A 19,488-nucleotide genomic window follows, 5' to 3' on the forward strand; every position below is an offset into this window, starting at 1 on the left:
CTGCGCGCCGTGACCGCTGCCGCGCTGTTGACCACCTGGGCGCTGGGCGCCGTCGCCCAGGCCTGGCCGCCCACCCCCACCGTCATTGCCCACCGGGGCGCATCGGCCCTGCGGCCGGAGCACACGCTGGCCGCGTACCAGAAGGCCATTGACGACGGCGCCGACATCATCGAGCCCGACCTGGTGATCACCAAGGACGGCGTGCTGGTGGCGCGGCACGAGAACGCCATTGCCATCCTGGGCGCCGATGGCTCCGTGAAGGAAGCCACCACCGACGTGGTGGACCGCCCCGAGTTCGCGGGCCGCAAGGCCACCAAGACCATCGACGGCCAGGCCATTACCGGCTGGTTCACCGAAGACTTCACGCTGGCCGAGCTGAAGACCCTGCGCGCCCGCGAGCGCATCCCCGCGCAGCGCCCGGCCAACGTGGCCTACAACGGCCAGTTCGAGGTGCCTACGCTGCAGGAGGTGATCGACCTGGCCAAGGCGGCCACGGCCAAGACCGGTCGCACCATTGGCATCTACCCCGAGACCAAACATCCCACTTACTTCCAGTCCATCGGCCTGCCGCTGGAGGCGCCGCTGCTGGCCGTGCTGGAGAAAAACGGCTGGAACCACAAGGACGCGCCCGTGTTCGTGCAGTCGTTCGAGGTCAGCAACCTGCAGGCGATCCGCAAGCAGAGCAGCGTGCGCCTGGTGCAGCTGGTGGCGCCATCGGGCCGGCCGTATGACTTTGTGGCGCAGGGCGCGGCCAACACGCGCGCCTATGCCGACCTGATCACTCCCGACGGCCTCAAGCAGGTGGCCACCTATGCCAACGCCATCGGCCCCTTCAAGACGCTGGTGGTGCCGGTGAAGGATGGTGTGCCCGGAGATCCCACGCCGCTGGTCGCACAAGCCCATGCCGCCGGGCTGGCCGTGCACATCTGGACGCTGCGGCCTGAAAACGCCTTTCTGCCCGCCGGCCTGAAGAAGGCGCCCACCACCGATGGCACCGTGCGCGGTGACAGCGTGGCCGAGATCACGGCCTACCTGCGCGCAGGCATCGATGGCTTCTTCACCGACGATTCGGCGGTGGGCCGCGCTGCGGTGCAGGCCTTCACCGCGAAGGCGATGACGGCGACGAAGTGACCGGCGTCGGGCGCGGTTGTCCCTGTGCGGCGCGTGCCCCCTGGCGCAGCCCCAGTTGCCGCGCCTTCTCCACCCACAGCGCCAGCTGCTCGGCGCTGGCGCTGCGCACGGGGCCAAAGCTGTGCACCCGCACGGGCCGGATGCCGCAGAACTCCAGGATGGCCTTCTTCATCTGGTGGTGCCCCGGCATGCGCGTGACCCAGCGGAAGTACCAGGGTGGCGAATCCATGGTCACCAGCAGCTCGGCCGATCGGCCGGCCAGCAGCTTGTCCCACAGCGATGAGCCCTTGCGGTACTTGAAGGCGTAGCCCGGCAGGAACGTGCGGTCGATAAAACCCTTGAGCAGCGCAGGCATGGCACCCCACCAGATCGGGTAGACCCACACCAGGTGGTGCGCCCAGGTAATGTCGGCCTGCGCGGCCAGCAGGTCGGGTTCCAGTGGCTGGTCGGCGCCGTAGCCCTGAAACAGCGGGTTGAACGCCAGCTGCCCCACGTCCAGGAACCGAACCGTGGCCCCGGCGTGCTGCGCGCCGTCGGCATAGGCGCGCGCCATGCCCGCGCACAGGCTGTTGGCGCCGGGGTGGCCCAGGATGACCAAAATGTTTTGCTGCTCTGTCACAGACGCTCCCTCACGGTGGTGTTGATGGCGCCATGGTCACCTTGCCCCATGGGGCAGAGTCAAGCGGTCGGGTCAAGGCGGTACGGATTTCGCGCTGCCCATCGTGCAGGCCTGGGGCGTCACGGGCACTGCCAGCGTGTCGCAGGTGTGCAGCTCGGCTTCCAGCCCGGCCAGTTGTGCGTCCAGCGCTGTGAGGCGCGCCAGCTCGTGCGCCACGGCGGCCCGCCGCCCGGCCACCAGCTGGGCCACGCGGTCCCAGCCAGCGGCGGTGTCGATGTGGGGCAGCCCGTTCAGCTCCGACAGCCGAAAGCCCAGCGCCTGGGCCCGGCGTATCAGCAACACGCGGGCCACATCGGCCTCTCCATAGTGGCGGTAGCTGCCTGCGCGCGCCACCGTGCCCAGCAGGCCCCGTGACTCGTACAGCCGGATGGCCTTGGGCGTGGTGCCGGTGTGGTGGGCGAGTTCTCCGATGCGCATGGGATGATCCTGAGGTTTGCTATCGAATGTATAGCTGCAAAGGCAAATGGAACAGGCGCTAGAGGCGAATTTGGCACAAACTCTGGCTCCACGGCGCTTTGGGCGGGCGATGGGCTCGATGGCTACACGATAAGCTGCGGCCCTTTGAAGTTGCCTCTTGCCACCGCCCGCCATGCCCCAGTTTGCCGCCAACCTGAGACTGATGTATGCCGAGCTGCCGTTGCTCGACCGCTTTGCCGCTGCGGCGTGCGACGGGTTCCGGGCGGTGGAGCTGCACTTCCCCTACGCCTTCGACTCCCGCGAGATCGCTGCCCGGCTGCAGGACAACGGCCTGCAACTGGTGGTGCTCAACGCCCCGGCGGGCGGCGTCGAGCCTGCCGACATGGCCCATGCCTGGGAGCTCGGCGCACGCGGCCTGGCCGCGCAGCCGGGTCGGGAGGCGGAGTTTCGGGCCGGTGTGCTGGAGGCCTTGCGATATGCCGAGCAACTGCGCTGCCCGTTTATCAACCTGCTGTGCGGCACTGTGCCGCCGGGGGTGGAGCGCGAATCGCTCAAGGCCCTGTGCGTGGGCAACCTGCGCTGGGCGGCAGACCAGGCCGGGCGCGCAGGATGCGACATCCTCATCGAGCCCACCAACCTGCGCGATGTACCGCGCTATTTCCTGAACCGGCAGGACCACGCGCACGAGTTGCTCGACGCGGCCCAGGTGCCACACCTGAAGGTGCTGATGGACCTTTACCACTGCCAGCTGGTGGAGGGTGACCTGCACTGCAAGCTGCAGCGCTACCTGCCCACGGGCCGCGTGGCCCACATCCAGGTGGCGGGCGTGCCCGCACGCAATGAGCCCGACCGTGGCGAGCTGCACTACCCTTTTCTGCTCGACACCATCGACGCCCTGGGCTACACGGGCTGGGTGGGTTGCGAATACAGCCCAGCGGCGGGGACATCGCAGGGGCTCGGCTGGCGGGACGTGGCCCTGCGCAGCCGCGCGTAAAACCGGCATAAATCGTTTTACCAGGCAGTTCCAGTACGCGCGAATGCGTAAGGGAATGCGTGAATAAATGTAACAAGGCGCTGCGCTTAGAGTGAAAGCAGACCGGCCAAGTCGGCTTTTGCATTCCTTTGTGCATTGCTTTGCGCATTCAATTCCAGGAGACACCCCGCATGCCCGCATCCCTTGCCAACAACCGATCCGTCGCGCGCCAGGTCACGTTGACCGCCATTGCGCTGGTGGCCCTGGTGCTGGTGCTGGTGGGGCTGGCGATTGCCGTGCTGACCGAGCGCAGCACCCGCGCCCAGGTGGTGGCCAGCGTGGGTGATACGGCGCAGAGCGTGGCGCAGTCGCTGGACGCGGCCGACAACACCAACCGCGAGCTGGTGCAACTGACGATGAAGGGCTTTCAGCGCTACTTCGAGGCCACGATGCAGCTCGACGAGGCCTCGGGCGAGCTGCGCAGCTACGGCGCACTGGTGAATGAGGACTATGGTTCGGTCGACAAATTCGCCAACGAAACCGGCGGCATCGCCACGGTGTTCGCCAAGAAGGGCGATGATTTCGTCCGCATCACCACTTCTGTCAAGAATGACAAGGGCGAGCGCCAGCAGGGCACGCCGCTGGGCAAAGACGACCCGGCCTATGCCACCGTGTCCAAGGGCGAGCCCTACACCGGCGTCACCGTAGTGGGCGGCAAGCCCTACATGGGGCATTACCTGCCTGCGAAGGACGCCTCGGGCAAGGTGGTTGCGCTGCTGTTCATCGGCAGCGACATCAGCGTGTTCCATGCGATGCTGCAAAAGCAGGTCACGCAGACCAAATTCTTCGAGCATGGTGGCACCTACGTGATCAACCCCGGCACCTCGCTCGACAAGGCGGTGTTTGTGTACCACCCCACGGCGCGCGGCAAGCGCGTGCTGGAGGCCTACCCGCAGGCGCGCCCCTTCTTTGAAGCGCTGGCCGCGTCGCAAGACGGCTTTGTGCGCGAGGCCGCAGACGTGCTGGGCACCGGCGCCGAGAACCCCTGGGCGCTGGTGCGCAAGACCAGCGGCGGCTGGTGGGTGGTGGCCGAGGTGGCCGACGGCGAGGCCATGGCCAGCCAGCGCCGCGTCACGCTGGCCGTGTGGGGCCTGATGGCGGTGGCGGTGGTGCTGCTGGCCATCGGCCTTTTTGTGATGCTGCGCCGGGGCGTGAGCCGTCCGTTGCAGGATCTGACCCAGGCCATCACGCTGGTGGCGCAGGGCGACCTGACCGAGGCCTTTCACACCACGCGGCGCGACGAGATCGGTGCGCTGGTGCAGGAGGTCGAGGGCATGCGCCAGCGCTACACGCAGATGCTGCAGCAGGTGCGCAATGCGGTGGACAGCATCACCACCGCCAGCGCCGAGATCGCCAGCGGCAACCAGGACCTGTCGGCCCGCACCGAGGCCACGGCCAGCAGCCTGGCGCAGACGGCGCAAAGCATGGAGCACCTGACCTCCACCGTGCGCCAGTCGGCCGACGCCGCGCGCCAGGCCAACCAGCTGGCCAGCACCGCCGCTGCCGTGGCCGCGCGCGGTGGCCAGGTGGTCGGCGAGGTGGTCACCACCATGGGCGACATCAACCAGAGCTCGCGCAAGATCGCCGACATCATCGGCGTGATCGATTCGATCGCGTTCCAGACCAACATCCTGGCGCTCAACGCTGCGGTGGAGGCTGCCCGTGCGGGTGAACAAGGCCGGGGCTTTGCCGTGGTGGCCAGCGAGGTGCGCAACCTGGCCGGGCGCAGCGCAGAGGCGGCGCGCGAGATCAAGGCGCTGATTGGCGCCTCGGTGGAGCGTGTGGAATCGGGCGCGCGCCTGGTGCAGAACGCGGGCAGCACCATGGACGAGATCGTGGGCTCGGTCAAACGCGTGGGCGACATCATTGGCGAGATCACGGCCGCATCGAACGAGCAGTCCGACGGCATCGGCCAGGTCAACACCGCCGTCAACCAGCTCGACCAGATGACACAGCAGAACGCCGCGCTGGTGGAGCAGTCCGCCGCCGCTGCGCAAAGCCTGCGCGAGCAGGCCACACGGCTGGCCGGTGCGGTACAGGTGTTCAAACTCTCGCGGGGTGACGGCACGGCGGCCAGCGGTGGCCTGGGCTACTCCCAGCGCGCGGCTCTGGCTGCGCCCCTGGCGCAGACCGGCGAAGGTGAAGGGCAACACGCCCCCGGCAGTGGCGCCCGGGCCCCCGCCCAGCTGCAATAGGGCTCGCCACCGGTAGGGGCGGTCCTCCGACGGTTTGCGGTCTTTGGCCCTTGGTTTATGCTGGTCTGACTCGCTTCATACCCTGCCCACCTGCACCCATGGCCGCCCACGTCCCCACCATGCTGGCAATGATCATTGCCAGCTCCCTCATGATGGCGGCCTCCATGGCCGTGGTGGGGTGGGGGCGAAGGCGCGATGGCCTGGGCCGCTGGGCTGCGGCCTTGCTGGTCAACGCCATTGGCCACTTGCTGATCATGCTGCGGGGCCTGATCCCCGACGTGTTGTCCATCGTGCTCGGCAATCTGATGCTGTCCAGCGTGTTCGTGGGCATGATTGCGGCGGTCTACCAGTTCCAGGGGCGGCCGGTGCGCTGGTCGCTGCTGCTGGCCCCGCCGCTGCTGGTGCTGGGTTTTGTCACGGTGTTCATCGACAACTTTCCGGCACGGGTGAGTTTTGTGGGCCTGGTCATCGGGCTGCAGGCCGTGTGGGCGCTGCTGGCGGCGCTGTCGCACCGGCACGCCACCGTGGGGCGCGGGCAGTGGCTGCTGGTGGCGGGGCTGTCGCTGGAGGCCTTGGTACTGGGTGGCCGTGCGCTGGTGGCTATCAGCACGCACTCCGAGGCCACCAACATCCTGCAAAGCAGCGCGCTGCAGACCCTGACCTTTCTGGCCACGTTCTCGGTGGTGCTCGTCAGCTCGGTGGGTTTTGTGTTCATGTCGCGCGACCGTGCCGACGAAAACAACCGCGTGCTGGCCGCGCTGGACCCGCTCACCGGTGTGGCCAACCGCCGCTCGCTGATCGCGGCGCTGGACCGAGACGTGGCCCGCGCACAGCGCATGCGCGAGCCCATGGCGCTGATGATGGTGGACATTGACCACTTCAAGGATGTGAACGACCAGTACGGCCACCCGGCGGGTGACCGCGTGCTGTGCAGTGTGGTGAATGTGCTGCGCCATCGCGTGCGTGCGCAGGACCTGGTGGGCCGCTACGGGGGCGAGGAGTTCATGGTGCTGCTGCCCGACACCGGCCTGGTGGGGGCCGAGCAGCTGGCGCGCGAGCTGTGCAAGGCGGTCGAGGAGTCGCGTTGCCCTGTCGAAAGCGTGCCGGGCCCTGGCATCGCCGTCACGGTGAGCATTGGGGTGTTTGGTGGACGGCTGGATTCCGGCGACAGCTGGGACATGCTGATCGCAGCCGCCGACCGCGCGCTGTACCAGGCCAAGAACAACGGCCGCAACCGCGTCGAGGTGGCCACGGGTCTGCGCCGCCCCAATGCCCAGCTGGCGGCCCAGGCCAATCCCGAGACCCTGCCCGAGTCTCTGTATTGATCCATGGCGCACGGCGGGGCGTTGTGTTGGAATGGCGGATTGATCACCTTCCGCCTTCAGGAGCCCCACCATGAACGCCCGCGTGCCCTCCCAAGTCCTTCAGCCTGAGCTTGCCCTGCAGCGTGTCAGCCAGGCCTGGGACAGCGACATTGTTCGCCAACTCACCGACTACATCGCCATCCCTGCCAAGTCCCCCACGTTCGCTGCCGACTGGGCCGAGCTGGGCCTACTCGACACCGTGGTGCGCAACGCTGCGGCCTGGGTGGAGTCGCAGAAGGTCGAGGGCCTCACGCTCGAAATCGTGCGCCTCGAAGGCCGCACCCCCGTGCTGTTCTTCGAGATCGCCGCCACCCAGCCCGGCGCTATCGACACCGTGCTCATGTACGGCCACCTGGACAAGCAGCCCGAGTTCTCGGGCTGGCGCAGCGACCTCGGCCCCTGGACGCCCAAGTACGAAGACGGCAAGCTCTACGGCCGGGGCGGCGCCGATGACGGCTACGCGGTGTACGCCAGCATCGCCGCCGTGCAGGAACTGAAACGCCAGAATGTGCCCCACCCGCGCATCGTGGGCCTCATCGAAACGTGCGAAGAAAGCGGCTCGCGCGACCTGCTGCCCTACATCGATACACTGAAGCCCCGCATGGGCAACGTGGCGCTGGTCGTGTGCCTGGACTCGGGCGCCGGCAACTACGACCAGCTGTGGCTCACCACCAGCCTGCGCGGCATGGCCAGCGGCACGCTCAAGGTCGAGATCCTCACCGAGGGCATCCACTCGGGCGACGCCTCGGGCCTGGTGCCCTCGTCCTTCCGCATCATGCGGCAGGTCCTCGACCGGCTCGAAGACAGCGCCACCGGCCGCTTGCTGCCCCAGAGCTTCCATTGCGAAGTGCCCGCTGACCGCCTGGCCCAGGCCCGCGCCACGGCAGCCATCCTGGGCGAAGAGGTGTACCGCCGCTTCCCGTGGGCGCACTACGACTGCGGCGGCTCCACCACGTTTGCACTGCCCACCACCACCGACCCGGTGCAGGCCCTGCTCAAGCGCACCTGGGAACCCACGCTCAGCGTCACCGGTGCGGAGGGCTTCCCGGCCCTGCAGGACGCGGGCAACGTGCTGCGCCCCTACACCGCCTTCAAGCTCAGCCTGCGCTTGCCCCCACTGGTGGACGCCGCGCAAGCCGTGCAGGACCTGAAGGCGCTGCTGGAAGACAACGCGCCCTACCAGGCCAAGGTCACCTTCCAGAGCGGCGGCGGTGCCACAGGCTGGAACGCCCCGGCCACCACGCCCTGGTTCGAGCAGGCGCTCAACGAGGCCTCGCAGGCGCACTTTGGTGCGCCCTGCGGCTACATCGGCCAGGGCGGCACCATTCCGCTGATGAACATGCTGAGCGAAGGCTTCCCCACCGCGCAGATGATGGTGTGCGGCGTGCTCGGCCCCAAGAGCAATGCGCACGGCCCCAACGAGTTTTTGCACGTTCCCTACGCCAAGCGCCTCACCGCCTCGGTGGCCCATGTGATGGCGGCCATGGCCCAGCAGCAGGCTGCTGCCTCTGCCTGAAGTCCCCCCGCAACGCAGACCTGGCGACTAGGGCGGTGATGGGCCTCGGAGCGGCCCATGGCGCGCCCAGCGCGTGTTGTCCATTTTTTGCGCTGGGTTTTCAGCCCTGCCGGGTATGCTGCCCACCATGCCCTGATGGTCCCGCCCGACATGAACCCTGATGAACTGATCCCCTCGACCCTGACCACCTTTACCGCCAGCGATGGCGAGAACCTGGCCGTGCAGGACTGGCCCTTGCTGCAGGGCGAACCCTGCCGGGGGACCGTGCTGCTGGTGCACGGCCTGGGCGAGCATGTAGGCCGCTATGACGCGCTGGCCCGCCGCCTCAACGACTGGGGGTTTGCGGTGCGGGGCTACGACCAGTACGGCCATGGCGAATCAGCCGGGCCACGCGGCGGGCTCACGTCGGACATGCGCCTGCTGGACGACCTGGCGGACCTGGTGGACGCCACGCGCGCACGCATGCCTGCTGGCCAGCCGCTGGTGTTGCTGGGCCACAGCATGGGCGGGCTGGTGGCCTCGCGGTTTGTGTCCCTGCACCTGCGGGCGGTCGATGCGTTGGTGCTGTCATCCCCCGCGCTCGATGCAGGCCTGGGCGCTGTGCAAAAGCTGCTGCTGGCCACGCTGCCGCGCATCGCGCCCAACCTGCGTGTGGGCAATGGGCTGGATGCGCAGTACCTATCGCACGACCAGGCCGTGGTGGCGGCCTACCTGGCCGACCCCCTGTGCCATGACCGCATCAGCGCGCGCCTGGCACGCTTTATCGCCGATGGTGGCCCTGCCACCGTGGCCCGCGCTGCGCACTGGAGCGTGCCCACGCTGCTGATGTGGGCGGGCAGCGACAAGCTGGTGCACCCCGCTGGCAGCCGCGCGTTCGCTGTGGCCGCGCCCAAGGCCGTGGTGCATTCGCATTGCTTTGAGCCCCTGTTCCACGAGCTGTTCAACGAAAGCACCGAGCTGGCCGCTCCGGTGTTTGATCTGTTGCGCCAATGGCTGGTGCGGCGCTGCCCTTTGGCGGGCTGATCTCAAGAAAAACAGCCGGTAGCGCTCGTGCAGAAAGCACCAGTAGCTATCATTTTTGAAGCAAACCGCCGAGCATCCCCAGCAGGTCGTTGGTATTGCCAAACCCGCCGTGGGGCGCCTGGCCCTGCGGGCTGAGCTGGTCTACCAAGCCCGGCAACACCTGGGCCAGCTGCCCGGCCGCTGCGCTGGGGCCCACGCCCAGTTGCGCAGCGATCTGCGACAGCGGGCCGCTGCCCAGCACGTTGGACAACTGTTCGCCCGAGATTGCGTGGTTGGGTCCCGCACTCAGCCACGACGCAATCACATTGCCCAGCCCCGCCTGCTGAAACTTGGCCATCAAGCCTGGCAGGCCACCCACCGGGCCGTCGTTGCTGATCAGTGACATCACGGCCTGCACCAGCTGCGGGTTTTGTGCGGCCATGCTGATCAGCCCCCCAAGGCCACCTCCGGCCCCACCGGATGCAGCGGCGCCGCTGCCGCCTTGCGACGCGTTGTTGATGACGGCACCCAGAACGGAATCGAGCAAACCCATGGTGTTCTCCTGCAGAGGGAATAAAAAATGGCAGCGCCGGGGAATGGCGCCATAGCCATGGCTGATGGTACGCACACCGCTCGATGCTGCAATGTCAACGATCGTGAATTTCTCAGCTCACGGGCCGGGGGCCACGCGTGCAGCCTGCTTGCGCTGCAGACCCAGCCAGGCCAGCGCCAGCCCCGTCACCACAATCGGCACCAGCGACCCGGCGTTGAGCAGTGTCCAGCCCTGTGTGGTGACCAGCACGCCGGATGAAAACGCACTCAGCGCCAGGGTGGAGTACACGCAGAAGTTGATGGCTGCCTGGGCGCGGTCCTTCTCTTCGGGCCGGTAGGCCGTCATGGCCAGTGTGGTGGAGCCGGTGAACAGAAAGTTCCAGCCCACGCCCAGGAAGAACAATGCAATGCCGAAGTGGTGCAGTTCCACGCCCATCAGCGCCACGGCCACGCAGGCCAGGTTGAGCAACACCCCCGTGCCCATGATGGGCAACACGCCAAAGCGCTTGATGAGGTGGCCGGTGACAAAGCCGGGCGCGAACATGCCGATCACATGCCACTCCAGCACCAGCGCCGAGGCGTCGAAGTCAAAGCCACACACCTGCATGGCCAGCGGCGTGGCCGCCATCAGCAGGTTCATCACGCCATAGCCCAGCGCGGCGCCCACAATGGCCACGATGAAGGCGGGCTGGCGCATCAGCACAGTCAGGGGGCGCCCCTGCTCGCGTTGCCCCGCAGCGTTGAGCACCACAGGCTGCGCCTCGAACCGGATCGCCGACATGCACAGCATGGACAACAGTGCCACGCCGATCAGCGCGATATAGGCGCCCGCAAACGGCACCGGGAACAGCGTGCGCGTGGCGCTGGCCAGGTTGGGGCCCGCCACCGCGCCCAGCAGGCCACCGGCCAGCACCAGCGAAACGGCCTTCTCGCGGTAATCCGGGGCCGCCAGCTCGGCCGCTGCAAAGCGGTACAGGCCGCCATTGGCGCTGTAGTAGCCCGCCACCAGCGTAGCGGTGCACAGCAGCCAGAAGCTGGCGCTGAACGCGGCCCAGGCGCACAGAGCGGCCGACACCACGGCCACGGCCAGCCCGATCTGGAACGACACCTTGCGGCCCCAGCGCATCTGCGTGCGCGCCACCAGCGGGGTGGACAGCGCCCCGCCCACCACGTAGCCCATCACCGGCAGCGTGGCCATCCAGCCAAAGGGCGCCAGCTGCAGGCCCACCAGGCCGTTGATGGCAATGAAGACAACGTTGTTGGTGAGGAAAAGGCCTTGGCACAGGGCCAGCAACCACAGGTTCTTGTTCACGGCAGGGCAGCGCTCGGGGCGGGCAGAAGGGCGGTAAGGGGTGGCGGCATAGATGCAAGTCAAGGCCGGACGGCAGTGTGGCGGGCCGCGAAGGTAGGGGGCACGTCAAAACCCGACTGCTTTGCTCCAGCATTGTGCACCGCCGTTGATGAAGATCAGCGGATGCGTCGGGTGACCCCCGTATGGTGGCGCCCAGTGCTGTGGCTCCCCACCGGGGCCAGCGTTTGAATGTTTGTGATGGAACCCCTGAAATCGATGGAGGCCGCGCTGCCTGCGGCCCTGGAGCCTGCCTCGCCCGCCATGGAACTCGTCTGCCCCGCAGGCAGCCTGCCCGCCCTGAAGGCGGCCGTGGACCACGGTGCCAACTGCGTCTATCTGGGCCTGCGCGACGCCACCAACGCGCGCAACTTCGCGGGCCTCAACTTTGACGAGGCGGCCATCGCCCAGGGTATTGGCCATGCGCATGGTCGCGGCTGCAAGGTTTTCATGGCGCTCAACACCTACCCGCAGGCAACCAACCCAGGGCCGTGGCGCAGTGCGCTGGACAAGGCGGTGGACCTGGGCGTGGACGCCGTCATCCTGGCCGACCCGGGACTCATGTTGTACGCGGTGCAGCACCACCCCCGGCTGCGGTTGCATCTGTCGGTGCAGGGTTCGGCCACCCACTACGAGGCCATCAACTTCTACCGCGAGCAGTTCGGCATCGTGCGCGCCGTGCTGCCGCGTGTGCTGTCGATGGAGCAGGTGCGCCAGGTCATCGACCGCACGCCGGTCGAGATCGAAGTCTTCGGCTTTGGCAGCCTGTGTGTGATGGTCGAGGGGCGCTGCGCGCTGTCGTCGTATGTGACCGGCGAATCGCCCAACACGCACGGCGTGTGTTCGCCCCCGAAGGCCGTGCGCTGGGTAGAGACGCCGCAGGGCCGCGAGTCGCGCTTGAACGGTGTGCTCATCGACCGCTATGCGCCCGGCGAGAACGCGGGCTACCCCACGCTGTGCAAGGGCCGCTTCGACGTGGGCGATGACGAGAACTACTACGCCATCGAAGAGCCCACCAGCCTCAACACGCTGGAGCTGCTGCCCCAGCTGCTCAAGATGGGCGTGCGCGCCATCAAGATCGAAGGCCGCCAGCGCAGCCCCGCCTATGTAGCGCAGGTCACCCAGGTCTGGCGCGAGGCCATGGACCAGTGCCTGGCCTACCCGCACCGCTACGCACCCAAGACGCGCTGGATGGCCAGCCTGGACCAGGTGGCCGAGGGGCAACAGCACACGCTGGGCGCTTATCACCGTCCCTGGAAGTAGTGCTTCTCCACAACGACAACCTCCCAGAAACCGCCCCATGAAACTCTCTCTCGGCCCGCTGCTGTACTACTGGCCCCGCGACACCGTGTTCGCGTTCTACGAGGCCATGGCCGCCACGCCCGTGGACGTGGTGTACCTGGGCGAGACGGTGTGCTCGCGCCGCCATGAGCTGCGCCTGGCCGACTGGCTGGCGCTGGCGCGCATGTTGCAGGACGCGGGCAAGGAGGCGGTGTTGTCCAGCCAGGTGCTCATCGAGTCCAGCGCCGATGTGGGGGTGATGCACAAGGTCACGGGCAACGGCGAGTTTCGGGTCGAGGCCAATGACATGGGCGCCGTGGGTTGCCTTGCACGCGCGCCGGGCGGGCCACAGGCCTTTGTGGCCGGGCCGCACCTGAATCTGTACAACGCGCCCTCGTTGCAATGGATGGCGCAGCTGGGCGCCACGCGCTGGGTGATGCCGCTTGAAATGTCGCAGCACGCGCTCGCTGCTGTGCTGACGCAGCGGCCCGCAGGCATCGAGACCGAGGTGTTTGCCTACGGCCGCATGCCCCTGGCCTATTCGGCGCGCTGCTTCACCGCCCGCCACCGCAACCTGCCCAAGGACGACTGCCAGTTCAGCTGCCTGCAACACGCCGACGGCCTTCCGCTGCACACGCGCGAGAGCGAGGGTTTTCTGGTGCTCAACGGCACGCAGACCCAGTCGGCCCGCGTCTACAACCTGGCCAACGAACTGGCCGCGATGCGCGCCCAAGGCGTGGACGTGGTGCGCCTGAGCCCGCAGGCCCAGCACATGCCGCAGGTGATTGCCGCGTTTGACGAAGCCCGCCGCGCCGTGGCTGCGGAGGATGCTGCCGAAAAGGCACCTGACTATGTGGAGCGCATGCAGCCCTTCATGCCCGATCTGCCCTGCAACGGCTACTGGTTCGGGCGCCCGGGGCTGGAGCAGGGGCTGCATGGCGCGGCGGGCGGTGCAGCCGCTCGGCCCGCCATGCACCCGTAACGACAAGGCAGATCACCCATGTACCCCGGAGAACGTTTCAACAGCATCAGCCACCTGGTGGGTGCCCTGCTCGCCACGGCGGGCACTGCCGTGCTCATCACCCTCGCGGCGCGCATGGGCGACCCGTGGAAGGTGGTGGCGTTCAGCATCTACGGCGCCATGCTGGTGGCGCTGTACGCCGCCTCCACCGCGTACCACAGCGTGCGCCGACGCACCATCAAGGCCGTGCTGCAAAAGCTCGACCACTGCAGCATCTACCTGCTGATTGCGGGCAGCTACACGCCGTTTGCGCTGGTGTCGCTGCGCGGGCCCTGGGGCTGGTCGCTGCTGGGCGTGGTGTGGGGCCTGGCCCTGCTGGGCATTGCGCAGGAGATCTGGTGGGCGCGTGGTGCGCGGGTGTTGTCGCTGGTCATCTACGTGCTCATGGGCTGGCTGGCGTTGGTGGCCGTGGTGCCGTTGTGGAATGCGCTCACGCCTGCCGGGTTTGCCTGGCTGCTGGCGGGCGGCGCCTGCTACACGCTGGGCATCGTCTTTTATGCGCTGGACCACCGCGTGCGCCATGGCCACGGCCTGTGGCACCTGTTTGTGCTGGGCGGCAGCGTGTGCCACTTTTTCACCGTGTTTTTTTACGTGGCCTGAGGGCCCTTCTGTCTCATGGCGGCTTCTCCTCTCCCTTTCCCCCTGGTCGTTCCTGCTCCCGTGGGTGCCGTGCTGGCGCGCCTGCCCGCCTACCCCGGCTCGCAGCTGCTGGTGACCGCGCTCAACCTGGCGCTGGCGCGGCACCTGCCTGCGGACGTGGGCCAGCTGCTGCTGCACAAGAAGATGCGGGTGCAGGTGCGCGATGCGCGCGTGGCGTTCGACTTTGCCTGGACGGGCCAACGCTTTGCCCCCCACGCCCCGCTGGTCCTGCCGCAGGTGGCCGACGTGACGCTGAGCGCCACAGCCCATGACTTTTTGCTGCTGGCCCAGCGCCAGCAAGACCCGGACACGCTGTTTTTCAGTCGCCGCCTGTCGATGGAGGGCGACACCGAGCTGGGCCTGGTGGTGAAGAACGCGCTCGATGCGATCGAGCTGCCCGTGCTGGACCCGCGCCAGTGGGTCCACAAGCTGGCGCCGCGCCAGGTGCTGGGCCACCTGCGCCGCCGCCTGGACCCCACACCACGCAACGGAGGGTGAGCATGACCACCGACACCCATCCCCAGAACCACCCCTTGGTCTATTCCTGCTCGGGCTGCTCCAGCGCCGCCCAACTGGCCAACCACGTGGCGCTGCAGCTCGACCGGCGCGGCGTGGCCGAGATGTCGTGCATCGCGGGGGTGGGCGGCGACGTGCCGCACCTGATGAAGACCGTGCGTTCGGGCCGGCCCATCATCGCGCTCGACGGCTGTCCGCTGGTCTGCGTCAAAAGCACGCTGGCGCGCCACGGCATCGTGGCCGACCGGCATTACCAGCTGCAGCAGTACGGCGTGAAAAAGCGCACACACGAAGACTTCGACCCCGTGCAGGCCGCGCTGGTGCTGGAGCAGGTGGAGGCCGATCAGCAGGCGCAGCCCTTGGCTCGCTCTGCCGCCGTGGAGCCCTCGCGTGGCTGAAGCTGCCCACACCTGTCGCATCATCGTCGCGATCTCGGGCGCCAGCGGCGCCGTGTACGGCGCGCGCCTGCTGCAGGTGCTGCAAGGCCAAAGCGGCATCGAGACCCACCTGGTCGTCTCCGACGCCGGCTGGCGCAACCTGCAGCACGAGCTGGACATGGACCGCCCCGCCGTCGAGGCCCTGGCCCAATGCGTGCACGACGTGGCCAACGTGGGCGCGGCCATCGCCAGCGGTTCGTTCCAGTGCCATGCCATGGTGGTCGCGCCCTGCTCCATGCGCACGCTCGCCGCCATTGCGCACGGCCTGGCCGACAACCTGCTCACGCGCGCGGCCGACGTTGCCCTCAAGGAGCGCCGCCGCCTGGTGCTGATGGTGCGCGAGTCGCCCCTGCATCTCACCCACCTGCGCAACATGGTGGCCGTGACCGAGATGGGCGGCATCATCTGCCCGCCACTGCCCGCGTTCTACCTGCGCCCGCAGACCGTGGGCGAGGTGGTGGACTTCAGCGTGGCGCGCGTGCTCGACCTCATGGATGTGCCGCACGCCCTCGCGCCTCGGTGGCAGGGCCTGGAGCTGAATGCTCCTTAATTTATAGCTGCTAGCGCAATCAACACCTGCGCTATCGGCCGATTTCATTCAAATCCTGGACCTGACATGGCCTACCGCGACCTGCGCGACTTCATGGCCCAGCTCGAAGCCACGGGCGACCTGCGTCGCGTGGCGGAGCCCGTCTCGCCCCACCTGGAGATGACTGCGCTCAGCGACCGCGTGCTGCGCGCAGGCGGCCCGGCGCTGCTCTTCTCCCAGCCCACGGGCCACCGCATGCCGGTGCTCACCAACCTGTTTGGCACCACAGACCGCGTGGCCCGCGCCATGGGTGTGGCCGACCTGCGCGGTGTGCGCGCCCTGGGCGAACTGCTGGCCACCCTCAAGGAGCCCGAGGCGCCCAAGGGCTTCAAGGACATGCTGGGCATGGGCCAACTGCTCAAGACCCTGTGGAACATGGCGCCCCACACCGTGGCGCGTGGCGCGCCCTGCCAGCAGGAGGTGTGGGAAGGGTCAGACGTGGACCTGGCCCGCCTGCCCGTGCAGCACTGCTGGCCTGGCGACGTGGCCCCGCTCATCACCTGGGGCCTCACCATCACGCGCGGGCCGCGCAAGGCGCGGCAGAACCTGGGCATCTACCGCCAGCAGGTGCTCTCGCGCAACCAGGTCATCGTGCGCTGGCTGGCCCACCGCGGCGGCGCGCTGGACTTTGCCGACCACTGCGCCGCCCACCCCGGCCAGCCCTACCCCGTGGCCGTGGCGCTGGGGGCCGACCCAGCCACGCTGCTTGGCGCGGTGACGCCCGTGCCCGATTCTTTAAGCGAATACCAGTTTGCCGGCCTGCTGCGCGGTGCGCGCACCGAGGTCACGCCCGCATTGGGTGTGCCGCTGCAGGTGCCCGCCACCGCCGAGATCGTGCTCGAAGGCCACATCCAGCCCGATGCCCACCACGCGAGCGGCTGGCAGCACGCGCTGGAAGGGCCGTATGGCGACCACACCGGCTACTACAACGAATGCGCCGAATTCCCCGTGCTCACCGTGGACCGCATCACGATGCGCCGGGATGCGATCTACCACAGCACCTACACCGGCAAACCGCCCGACGAGCCCGCCGTGCTGGGCCTGGCGATGAACGAGCTGTTCATTCCGCTCTTGCAAAAGCAGTTCCCCGAGATCGTGGACTTTTACCTGCCGCCTGAGGGTTGCAGTTACCGCATGGCCGTCGTCAGCATCCGCAAGGCCTACGCCGGCCACGCACGGCGCGTGATGATGGGCGTGTGGAGCCACCTGCGCCAGTTCATGTACACCAAGTTCATCGTGGTGGTGGATGCGGATGTGGACGTGCGCGACTGGAAGGATGTGATCTGGGCCATCACCACCCGCATGGACCCGGCGCGCGACACCCTGCTGGTGGAGCACACGCCCATCGACTACCTGGACTTCGCCTCGCCCGTGAGCGGCCTGGGCAGCAAGATGGGCATGGACGCGACGAACAAGTGGCCGGGGGAGACCCAGCGGGAGTGGGGGAGGCCGATGCGGATGGAGGAGGGGGTGGTGAAGCGGGTGGAGGCGCTGTTTGTAGGGTTGGGGTTGTGAGGAGTGCTTTGCGACGCCCTCGCAAACGTCCGGTAGGCGGCGGTTTGATAGGAGTTGGGAGAACCGAACCTCCTATGCATATGTGATCGCCACGGAGTGCCTGACGCAACCTTACCTTCGGATCGCGGAGATTGGTGAAAGCGGACCCTCAACGTCGGCGGTGAACCGCACCGGAGTGCGAAGCTTGTGGGTGTCGGTTTGACCAAGCAGTTAGGTTGGGGACAGTAGCGGCTATGGTTGAACATAGGCCAGCCGCAAGCACGATACTCATTCTTTGGGTTCCTCTTGCAACGTCGCTTCAAGGCACAGCGGTTTGATAGCAGGCAACACCTTTTTCAGTACCGAAAACAGCAAAGTCGTTTGTGGCCATACGACATAGCCAGTGGTGATGTACTCATGCTCTTTCGGTTTGTATGTCTTATTGAGAAGTTTTACAGCGGCGCGTTCTTCACTAGAAAAAGTTACGAGATCAGAGAAGCCCAGGCCCTCCGCTCGGACCAAAGCCGTTTCAAGGTCGTGGCCCATCAGCTTCATAGATCGAAGCTCCTCAAGCGGAACGTCTTTGGCAAGAAGGAATGCTTTCAGTGCCAACTCAATGCCATGCCCGAGTAGGTAGTACCTAGGCGCAGGAATATCCATGTCGCTTTTGGCGACAGCCTCTACTGCTTCAGCGGCCCTGAGGTACTCGCTGGCAAAGCGCCAAGTTCCGAATGCTGTTGTGCGATTCATTGCGGGATTTCGAGAGGCCTAAAGTGGTGTATCCCGCAGCGCCTGAGAAATGAACCGGGACGTGCAGGATATTCTGGCCATTGATTTCTCCTGACGGTGGCTTGCAGCCCGAGTTTGCGGGCGCCGGACTGTTGGAATTGTCAGGTAGAAAAAATTCTGCGAAGCCGGGCAAGCGCCAGCTGCGCGAACTTTACAGAACAAGCGTGCGAGCAACTCCAGCGGCCTGTTTTCGAGTTCGAGCAAGCTGGGTCTTGACGAATTGCTTTGAGAAATAGTGATCACCCTTGCTTCCTGGTCGATAGGTGGCTGCCAAATCGGCGAGGCGGGCACAAGGCTTCGCCCCAACGGTCGGGGCTCAATTTGGCCATCCCTTCGGCACCTTGTCCGCCCTGTTCTCCACCGGGTTCGTAGTGAGCTTCCGACCAGCGTCTAGTGCATGGACTCCTTTGCTCTCCGGTCGCGCAGTGAGCCAAGCGTCGTATGCGCCCTCATTCAGAGTCACCGGCATGTTCTTCTCGCCGCCTTACGGGCCATAGCGGTGCAGCGGGGCGTAGTGTTCGCGATCGCCGTTCGTGTCCCTGGAGCGGCGTTTTCCTACCTGATCGGTTGGCTGAGTCGCCCAGACGACAAGCACCCTCCGCGTTGTTTGCGACGATGTGCAAGCCCCGGCATAGAGGGCCCTGCACCGGCACCCCACGGATGCCGCGATGCAGCACCGCGCACACCACAAGGAGACAACAGCAATGCAGCAGCCCGGCAGCATGATGGATCGGCCGTTACTGGTCTCGGCCATCCTCGAGCACGGTGAGAACCAATACGGCGACCAGCAGATCGTCTCGCGCGACACCGATGGCAGCCTGCACCGCTACCGCTTTGCCGACATGGCGCGGCGTGCCCGGCAGCTCGCCAACGCACTGCAGGCGCTGGGACTGCGCCCCGGCAGCGTGGTGGGGTCGCTGGCCTGGAACAACCACCGCCACCTGGAGGCGTACTACGCCGTGTCGGGCAGCGGCATGGTCATGCACACCTGCAACCCGCGCCTGCACCCCGAGCAGCTGGCCTACATCGTCAACCACGCCGACGATGAGGTGATGCTATTCGACACCACCTTTGCGCCGCTGGTGCGCGCCATTGCGGCGTCGTGCCCCCGCGTGCGGCACTGGGTGGCGCTGTGTGATGCTGATACGCTGGGCACCATCGACCTGCAAGGGGTGCCCGGGGTCGAGGCCTACGAGACACTGGTGGCCGGCCAGCATGACCGCTTTGTGTGGCCCGAATGTGATGAAAAGACCGGCGCTGCGCTGTGCTACACATCGGGCACCACCGGCAACCCCAAGGGCGTGCTGTATTCGCACCGGGCGCTGGTGCTCAGTGCGCTGTCGGCCTGCATGCCGGGCGTGCTGAGCATCAGCGCGCGGGAGACCATCCTGCCCGTGGTGCCCATGTTCCACATCAACGCTTGGTGCCTGCCTTATGCGGCCCTGATCGGCGGCGCCAAGCTGGTGCTACCGGGCCCGCGCCTGG

General features: G+C 67.0%; 19 protein-coding genes. 14 read left to right on the plus strand and 5 right to left on the minus strand.

Annotation, left to right across the window (positions count from 1 at the left end; genetic code table 11):
- Positions 1–24 precede the first annotated feature (24 nt).
- Complete coding sequence (locus ISS20_RS15140; RefSeq protein ID WP_291437882.1) at positions 25–1,131, plus strand: glycerophosphodiester phosphodiesterase; 1,107 nt, start codon at positions 25–27, stop codon at positions 1,129–1,131.
- Here the strand turns inward: ISS20_RS15140 and ISS20_RS15145 are convergent.
- Positions 1,100–1,750, minus strand: a complete 651-nt coding sequence (locus ISS20_RS15145) for an NAD(P)H-dependent oxidoreductase (RefSeq protein ID WP_291437866.1) — start codon at positions 1,748–1,750, stop codon at positions 1,100–1,102. The genes ISS20_RS15140 and ISS20_RS15145 overlap by 32 nt on opposite strands.
- A 72-nt stretch (positions 1,751–1,822) precedes the next feature.
- Positions 1,823–2,227 carry a MerR family transcriptional regulator gene (locus tag ISS20_RS15150; RefSeq protein WP_291437867.1) on the minus strand — a complete coding sequence of 135 codons (405 nt, stop codon included), beginning with the start codon at positions 2,225–2,227 and terminating at the stop codon, positions 1,823–1,825.
- Positions 2,228–2,399: 172 nt separating this feature from the next.
- Here ISS20_RS15150 and ISS20_RS15155 point away from each other — a divergent pair, with 172 nt between their 5' ends.
- From ISS20_RS15155 to ISS20_RS15175, 5 genes are all read left to right on the plus strand, one after another.
- Positions 2,400–3,221, plus strand: a complete 822-nt coding sequence (locus ISS20_RS15155; RefSeq protein WP_291437868.1) for a TIM barrel protein — start codon at positions 2,400–2,402, stop codon at positions 3,219–3,221.
- 170 nt (positions 3,222–3,391) lie between these two features.
- The gene (locus ISS20_RS15160) at positions 3,392–5,455 is read left to right on the plus strand and encodes a methyl-accepting chemotaxis protein (RefSeq protein ID WP_291437869.1); all 2,064 of its coding nucleotides are present in this window, start codon (positions 3,392–3,394) and stop codon (positions 5,453–5,455) included.
- A gap of 98 nt (positions 5,456–5,553) precedes the next feature.
- On the plus strand, positions 5,554–6,780 hold the full coding sequence (locus ISS20_RS15165) for a GGDEF domain-containing protein (RefSeq protein ID WP_291437870.1): 1,227 nt from the start codon (positions 5,554–5,556) through the stop codon (positions 6,778–6,780).
- A gap of 70 nt (positions 6,781–6,850) precedes the next feature.
- Positions 6,851–8,335, plus strand: a complete 1,485-nt coding sequence (locus ISS20_RS15170; RefSeq protein WP_291437871.1) for a M20 family metallopeptidase — start codon at positions 6,851–6,853, stop codon at positions 8,333–8,335.
- A 150-nt stretch (positions 8,336–8,485) separates the two neighbouring features.
- Positions 8,486–9,358 (plus strand): alpha/beta hydrolase, encoded by an 873-nt coding sequence (locus ISS20_RS15175; protein WP_291437872.1) that lies wholly within the window; start codon positions 8,486–8,488, stop codon positions 9,356–9,358.
- A 49-nt stretch (positions 9,359–9,407) separates the two neighbouring features.
- Here the strand turns inward: ISS20_RS15175 and ISS20_RS15180 are convergent, their stop codons facing one another.
- Complete coding sequence (locus ISS20_RS15180) at positions 9,408–9,890, minus strand: YidB family protein (protein ID WP_291437873.1); 483 nt, start codon at positions 9,888–9,890, stop codon at positions 9,408–9,410.
- 117 nt (positions 9,891–10,007) lie between these two features.
- Complete coding sequence (locus ISS20_RS15185; RefSeq protein ID WP_291437883.1) at positions 10,008–11,201, minus strand: MFS transporter; 1,194 nt, start codon at positions 11,199–11,201, stop codon at positions 10,008–10,010.
- Between the two features lie 255 nt (positions 11,202–11,456).
- Between ISS20_RS15185 and ISS20_RS15190 the strand changes: the two genes are divergently transcribed.
- The 7 genes from ISS20_RS15190 to ubiD all read left to right on the plus strand — a co-directional run bounded on the left by ISS20_RS15190 (position 11,457) and on the right by ubiD (position 17,235).
- Positions 11,457–12,500 (plus strand): peptidase U32 family protein, encoded by a 1,044-nt coding sequence (locus tag ISS20_RS15190; protein ID WP_291437884.1) that lies wholly within the window; start codon positions 11,457–11,459, stop codon positions 12,498–12,500.
- Positions 12,501–12,537: 37 nt separating this feature from the next.
- A complete protein-coding gene (locus ISS20_RS15195; RefSeq protein WP_291437874.1) occupies positions 12,538–13,500 on the plus strand; it encodes a U32 family peptidase in 963 nt (320 codons plus the stop codon).
- A gap of 18 nt (positions 13,501–13,518) precedes the next feature.
- Positions 13,519–14,139, plus strand: coding sequence for a hemolysin III family protein (locus ISS20_RS15200; protein ID WP_291437875.1), 621 nt, complete (start codon positions 13,519–13,521; stop codon positions 14,137–14,139).
- 15 nt (positions 14,140–14,154) lie between these two features.
- Entirely contained in the window at positions 14,155–14,676 is a 522-nt protein-coding gene (locus ISS20_RS15205; RefSeq protein WP_291437876.1) for an SCP2 sterol-binding domain-containing protein, read from the plus strand.
- Between the two features lie 2 nt (positions 14,677–14,678).
- On the plus strand, positions 14,679–15,092 hold the full coding sequence (locus ISS20_RS15210) for a putative zinc-binding protein (RefSeq protein WP_291437877.1): 414 nt from the start codon (positions 14,679–14,681) through the stop codon (positions 15,090–15,092).
- The gene (locus ISS20_RS15215) at positions 15,085–15,681 is read left to right on the plus strand and encodes a UbiX family flavin prenyltransferase (protein WP_291437878.1); all 597 of its coding nucleotides are present in this window, start codon (positions 15,085–15,087) and stop codon (positions 15,679–15,681) included. Before ISS20_RS15210 ends, ISS20_RS15215 begins: the two co-directional genes overlap by 8 nt.
- A 66-nt stretch (positions 15,682–15,747) precedes the next feature.
- Complete coding sequence (ubiD, locus tag ISS20_RS15220) at positions 15,748–17,235, plus strand: 4-hydroxy-3-polyprenylbenzoate decarboxylase (protein ID WP_291437879.1); 1,488 nt, start codon at positions 15,748–15,750, stop codon at positions 17,233–17,235.
- A gap of 267 nt (positions 17,236–17,502) precedes the next feature.
- Here the strand turns inward: ubiD and ISS20_RS15225 are convergent, their stop codons facing one another.
- The gene (locus tag ISS20_RS15225; RefSeq protein ID WP_291437880.1) at positions 17,503–17,964 is read right to left on the minus strand and encodes a hypothetical protein; all 462 of its coding nucleotides are present in this window, start codon (positions 17,962–17,964) and stop codon (positions 17,503–17,505) included.
- A 743-nt stretch (positions 17,965–18,707) separates the two neighbouring features.
- Between ISS20_RS15225 and ISS20_RS15230 the strand changes: the two genes are divergently transcribed.
- The coding region (locus ISS20_RS15230) for an AMP-binding protein (RefSeq protein ID WP_291437881.1) at positions 18,708–19,488 on the plus strand (781 nt) is incomplete at its 3' end.

The organism is Acidovorax sp., assembly GCF_016783915.1.
In the GTDB taxonomy this organism is placed as follows: Bacteria; Pseudomonadota; Gammaproteobacteria; order Burkholderiales; family Burkholderiaceae_C; genus Acidovorax.

Coding starts and splice junctions, on each gene's coding strand:
- ISS20_RS15170 (WP_291437871.1), top strand. CDS start 6,851: ATGAACGCCCGCGTGCCCTCCCAAGTCCTTCAGCCTGAGCTTGCCCTG.
- ISS20_RS15190 (WP_291437884.1), top strand. CDS start 11,457: ATGGAGGCCGCGCTGCCTGCGGCCCTGGAGCCTGCCTCGCCCGCCATG.
- ISS20_RS15160 (WP_291437869.1), top strand. CDS start 3,392: ATGCCCGCATCCCTTGCCAACAACCGATCCGTCGCGCGCCAGGTCACG.
- ISS20_RS15165 (WP_291437870.1), top strand. CDS start 5,554: ATGGCCGCCCACGTCCCCACCATGCTGGCAATGATCATTGCCAGCTCC.
- ISS20_RS15195 (WP_291437874.1), top strand. CDS start 12,538: ATGAAACTCTCTCTCGGCCCGCTGCTGTACTACTGGCCCCGCGACACC.
- ISS20_RS15150 (WP_291437867.1), bottom strand. CDS start 2,227: ATGCGCATCGGAGAACTCGCCCACCACACCGGCACCACGCCCAAGGCC.
- ISS20_RS15205 (WP_291437876.1), top strand. CDS start 14,155: ATGGCGGCTTCTCCTCTCCCTTTCCCCCTGGTCGTTCCTGCTCCCGTG.
- ISS20_RS15175 (WP_291437872.1), top strand. CDS start 8,486: ATGAACCCTGATGAACTGATCCCCTCGACCCTGACCACCTTTACCGCC.
- ISS20_RS15180 (WP_291437873.1), bottom strand. CDS start 9,890: ATGGGTTTGCTCGATTCCGTTCTGGGTGCCGTCATCAACAACGCGTCG.
- ubiD (WP_291437879.1), top strand. CDS start 15,748: ATGGCCTACCGCGACCTGCGCGACTTCATGGCCCAGCTCGAAGCCACG.
- ISS20_RS15200 (WP_291437875.1), top strand. CDS start 13,519: ATGTACCCCGGAGAACGTTTCAACAGCATCAGCCACCTGGTGGGTGCC.
- ISS20_RS15155 (WP_291437868.1), top strand. CDS start 2,400: ATGCCCCAGTTTGCCGCCAACCTGAGACTGATGTATGCCGAGCTGCCG.
- ISS20_RS15210 (WP_291437877.1), top strand. CDS start 14,679: ATGACCACCGACACCCATCCCCAGAACCACCCCTTGGTCTATTCCTGC.
- ISS20_RS15225 (WP_291437880.1), bottom strand. CDS start 17,964: ATGAATCGCACAACAGCATTCGGAACTTGGCGCTTTGCCAGCGAGTAC.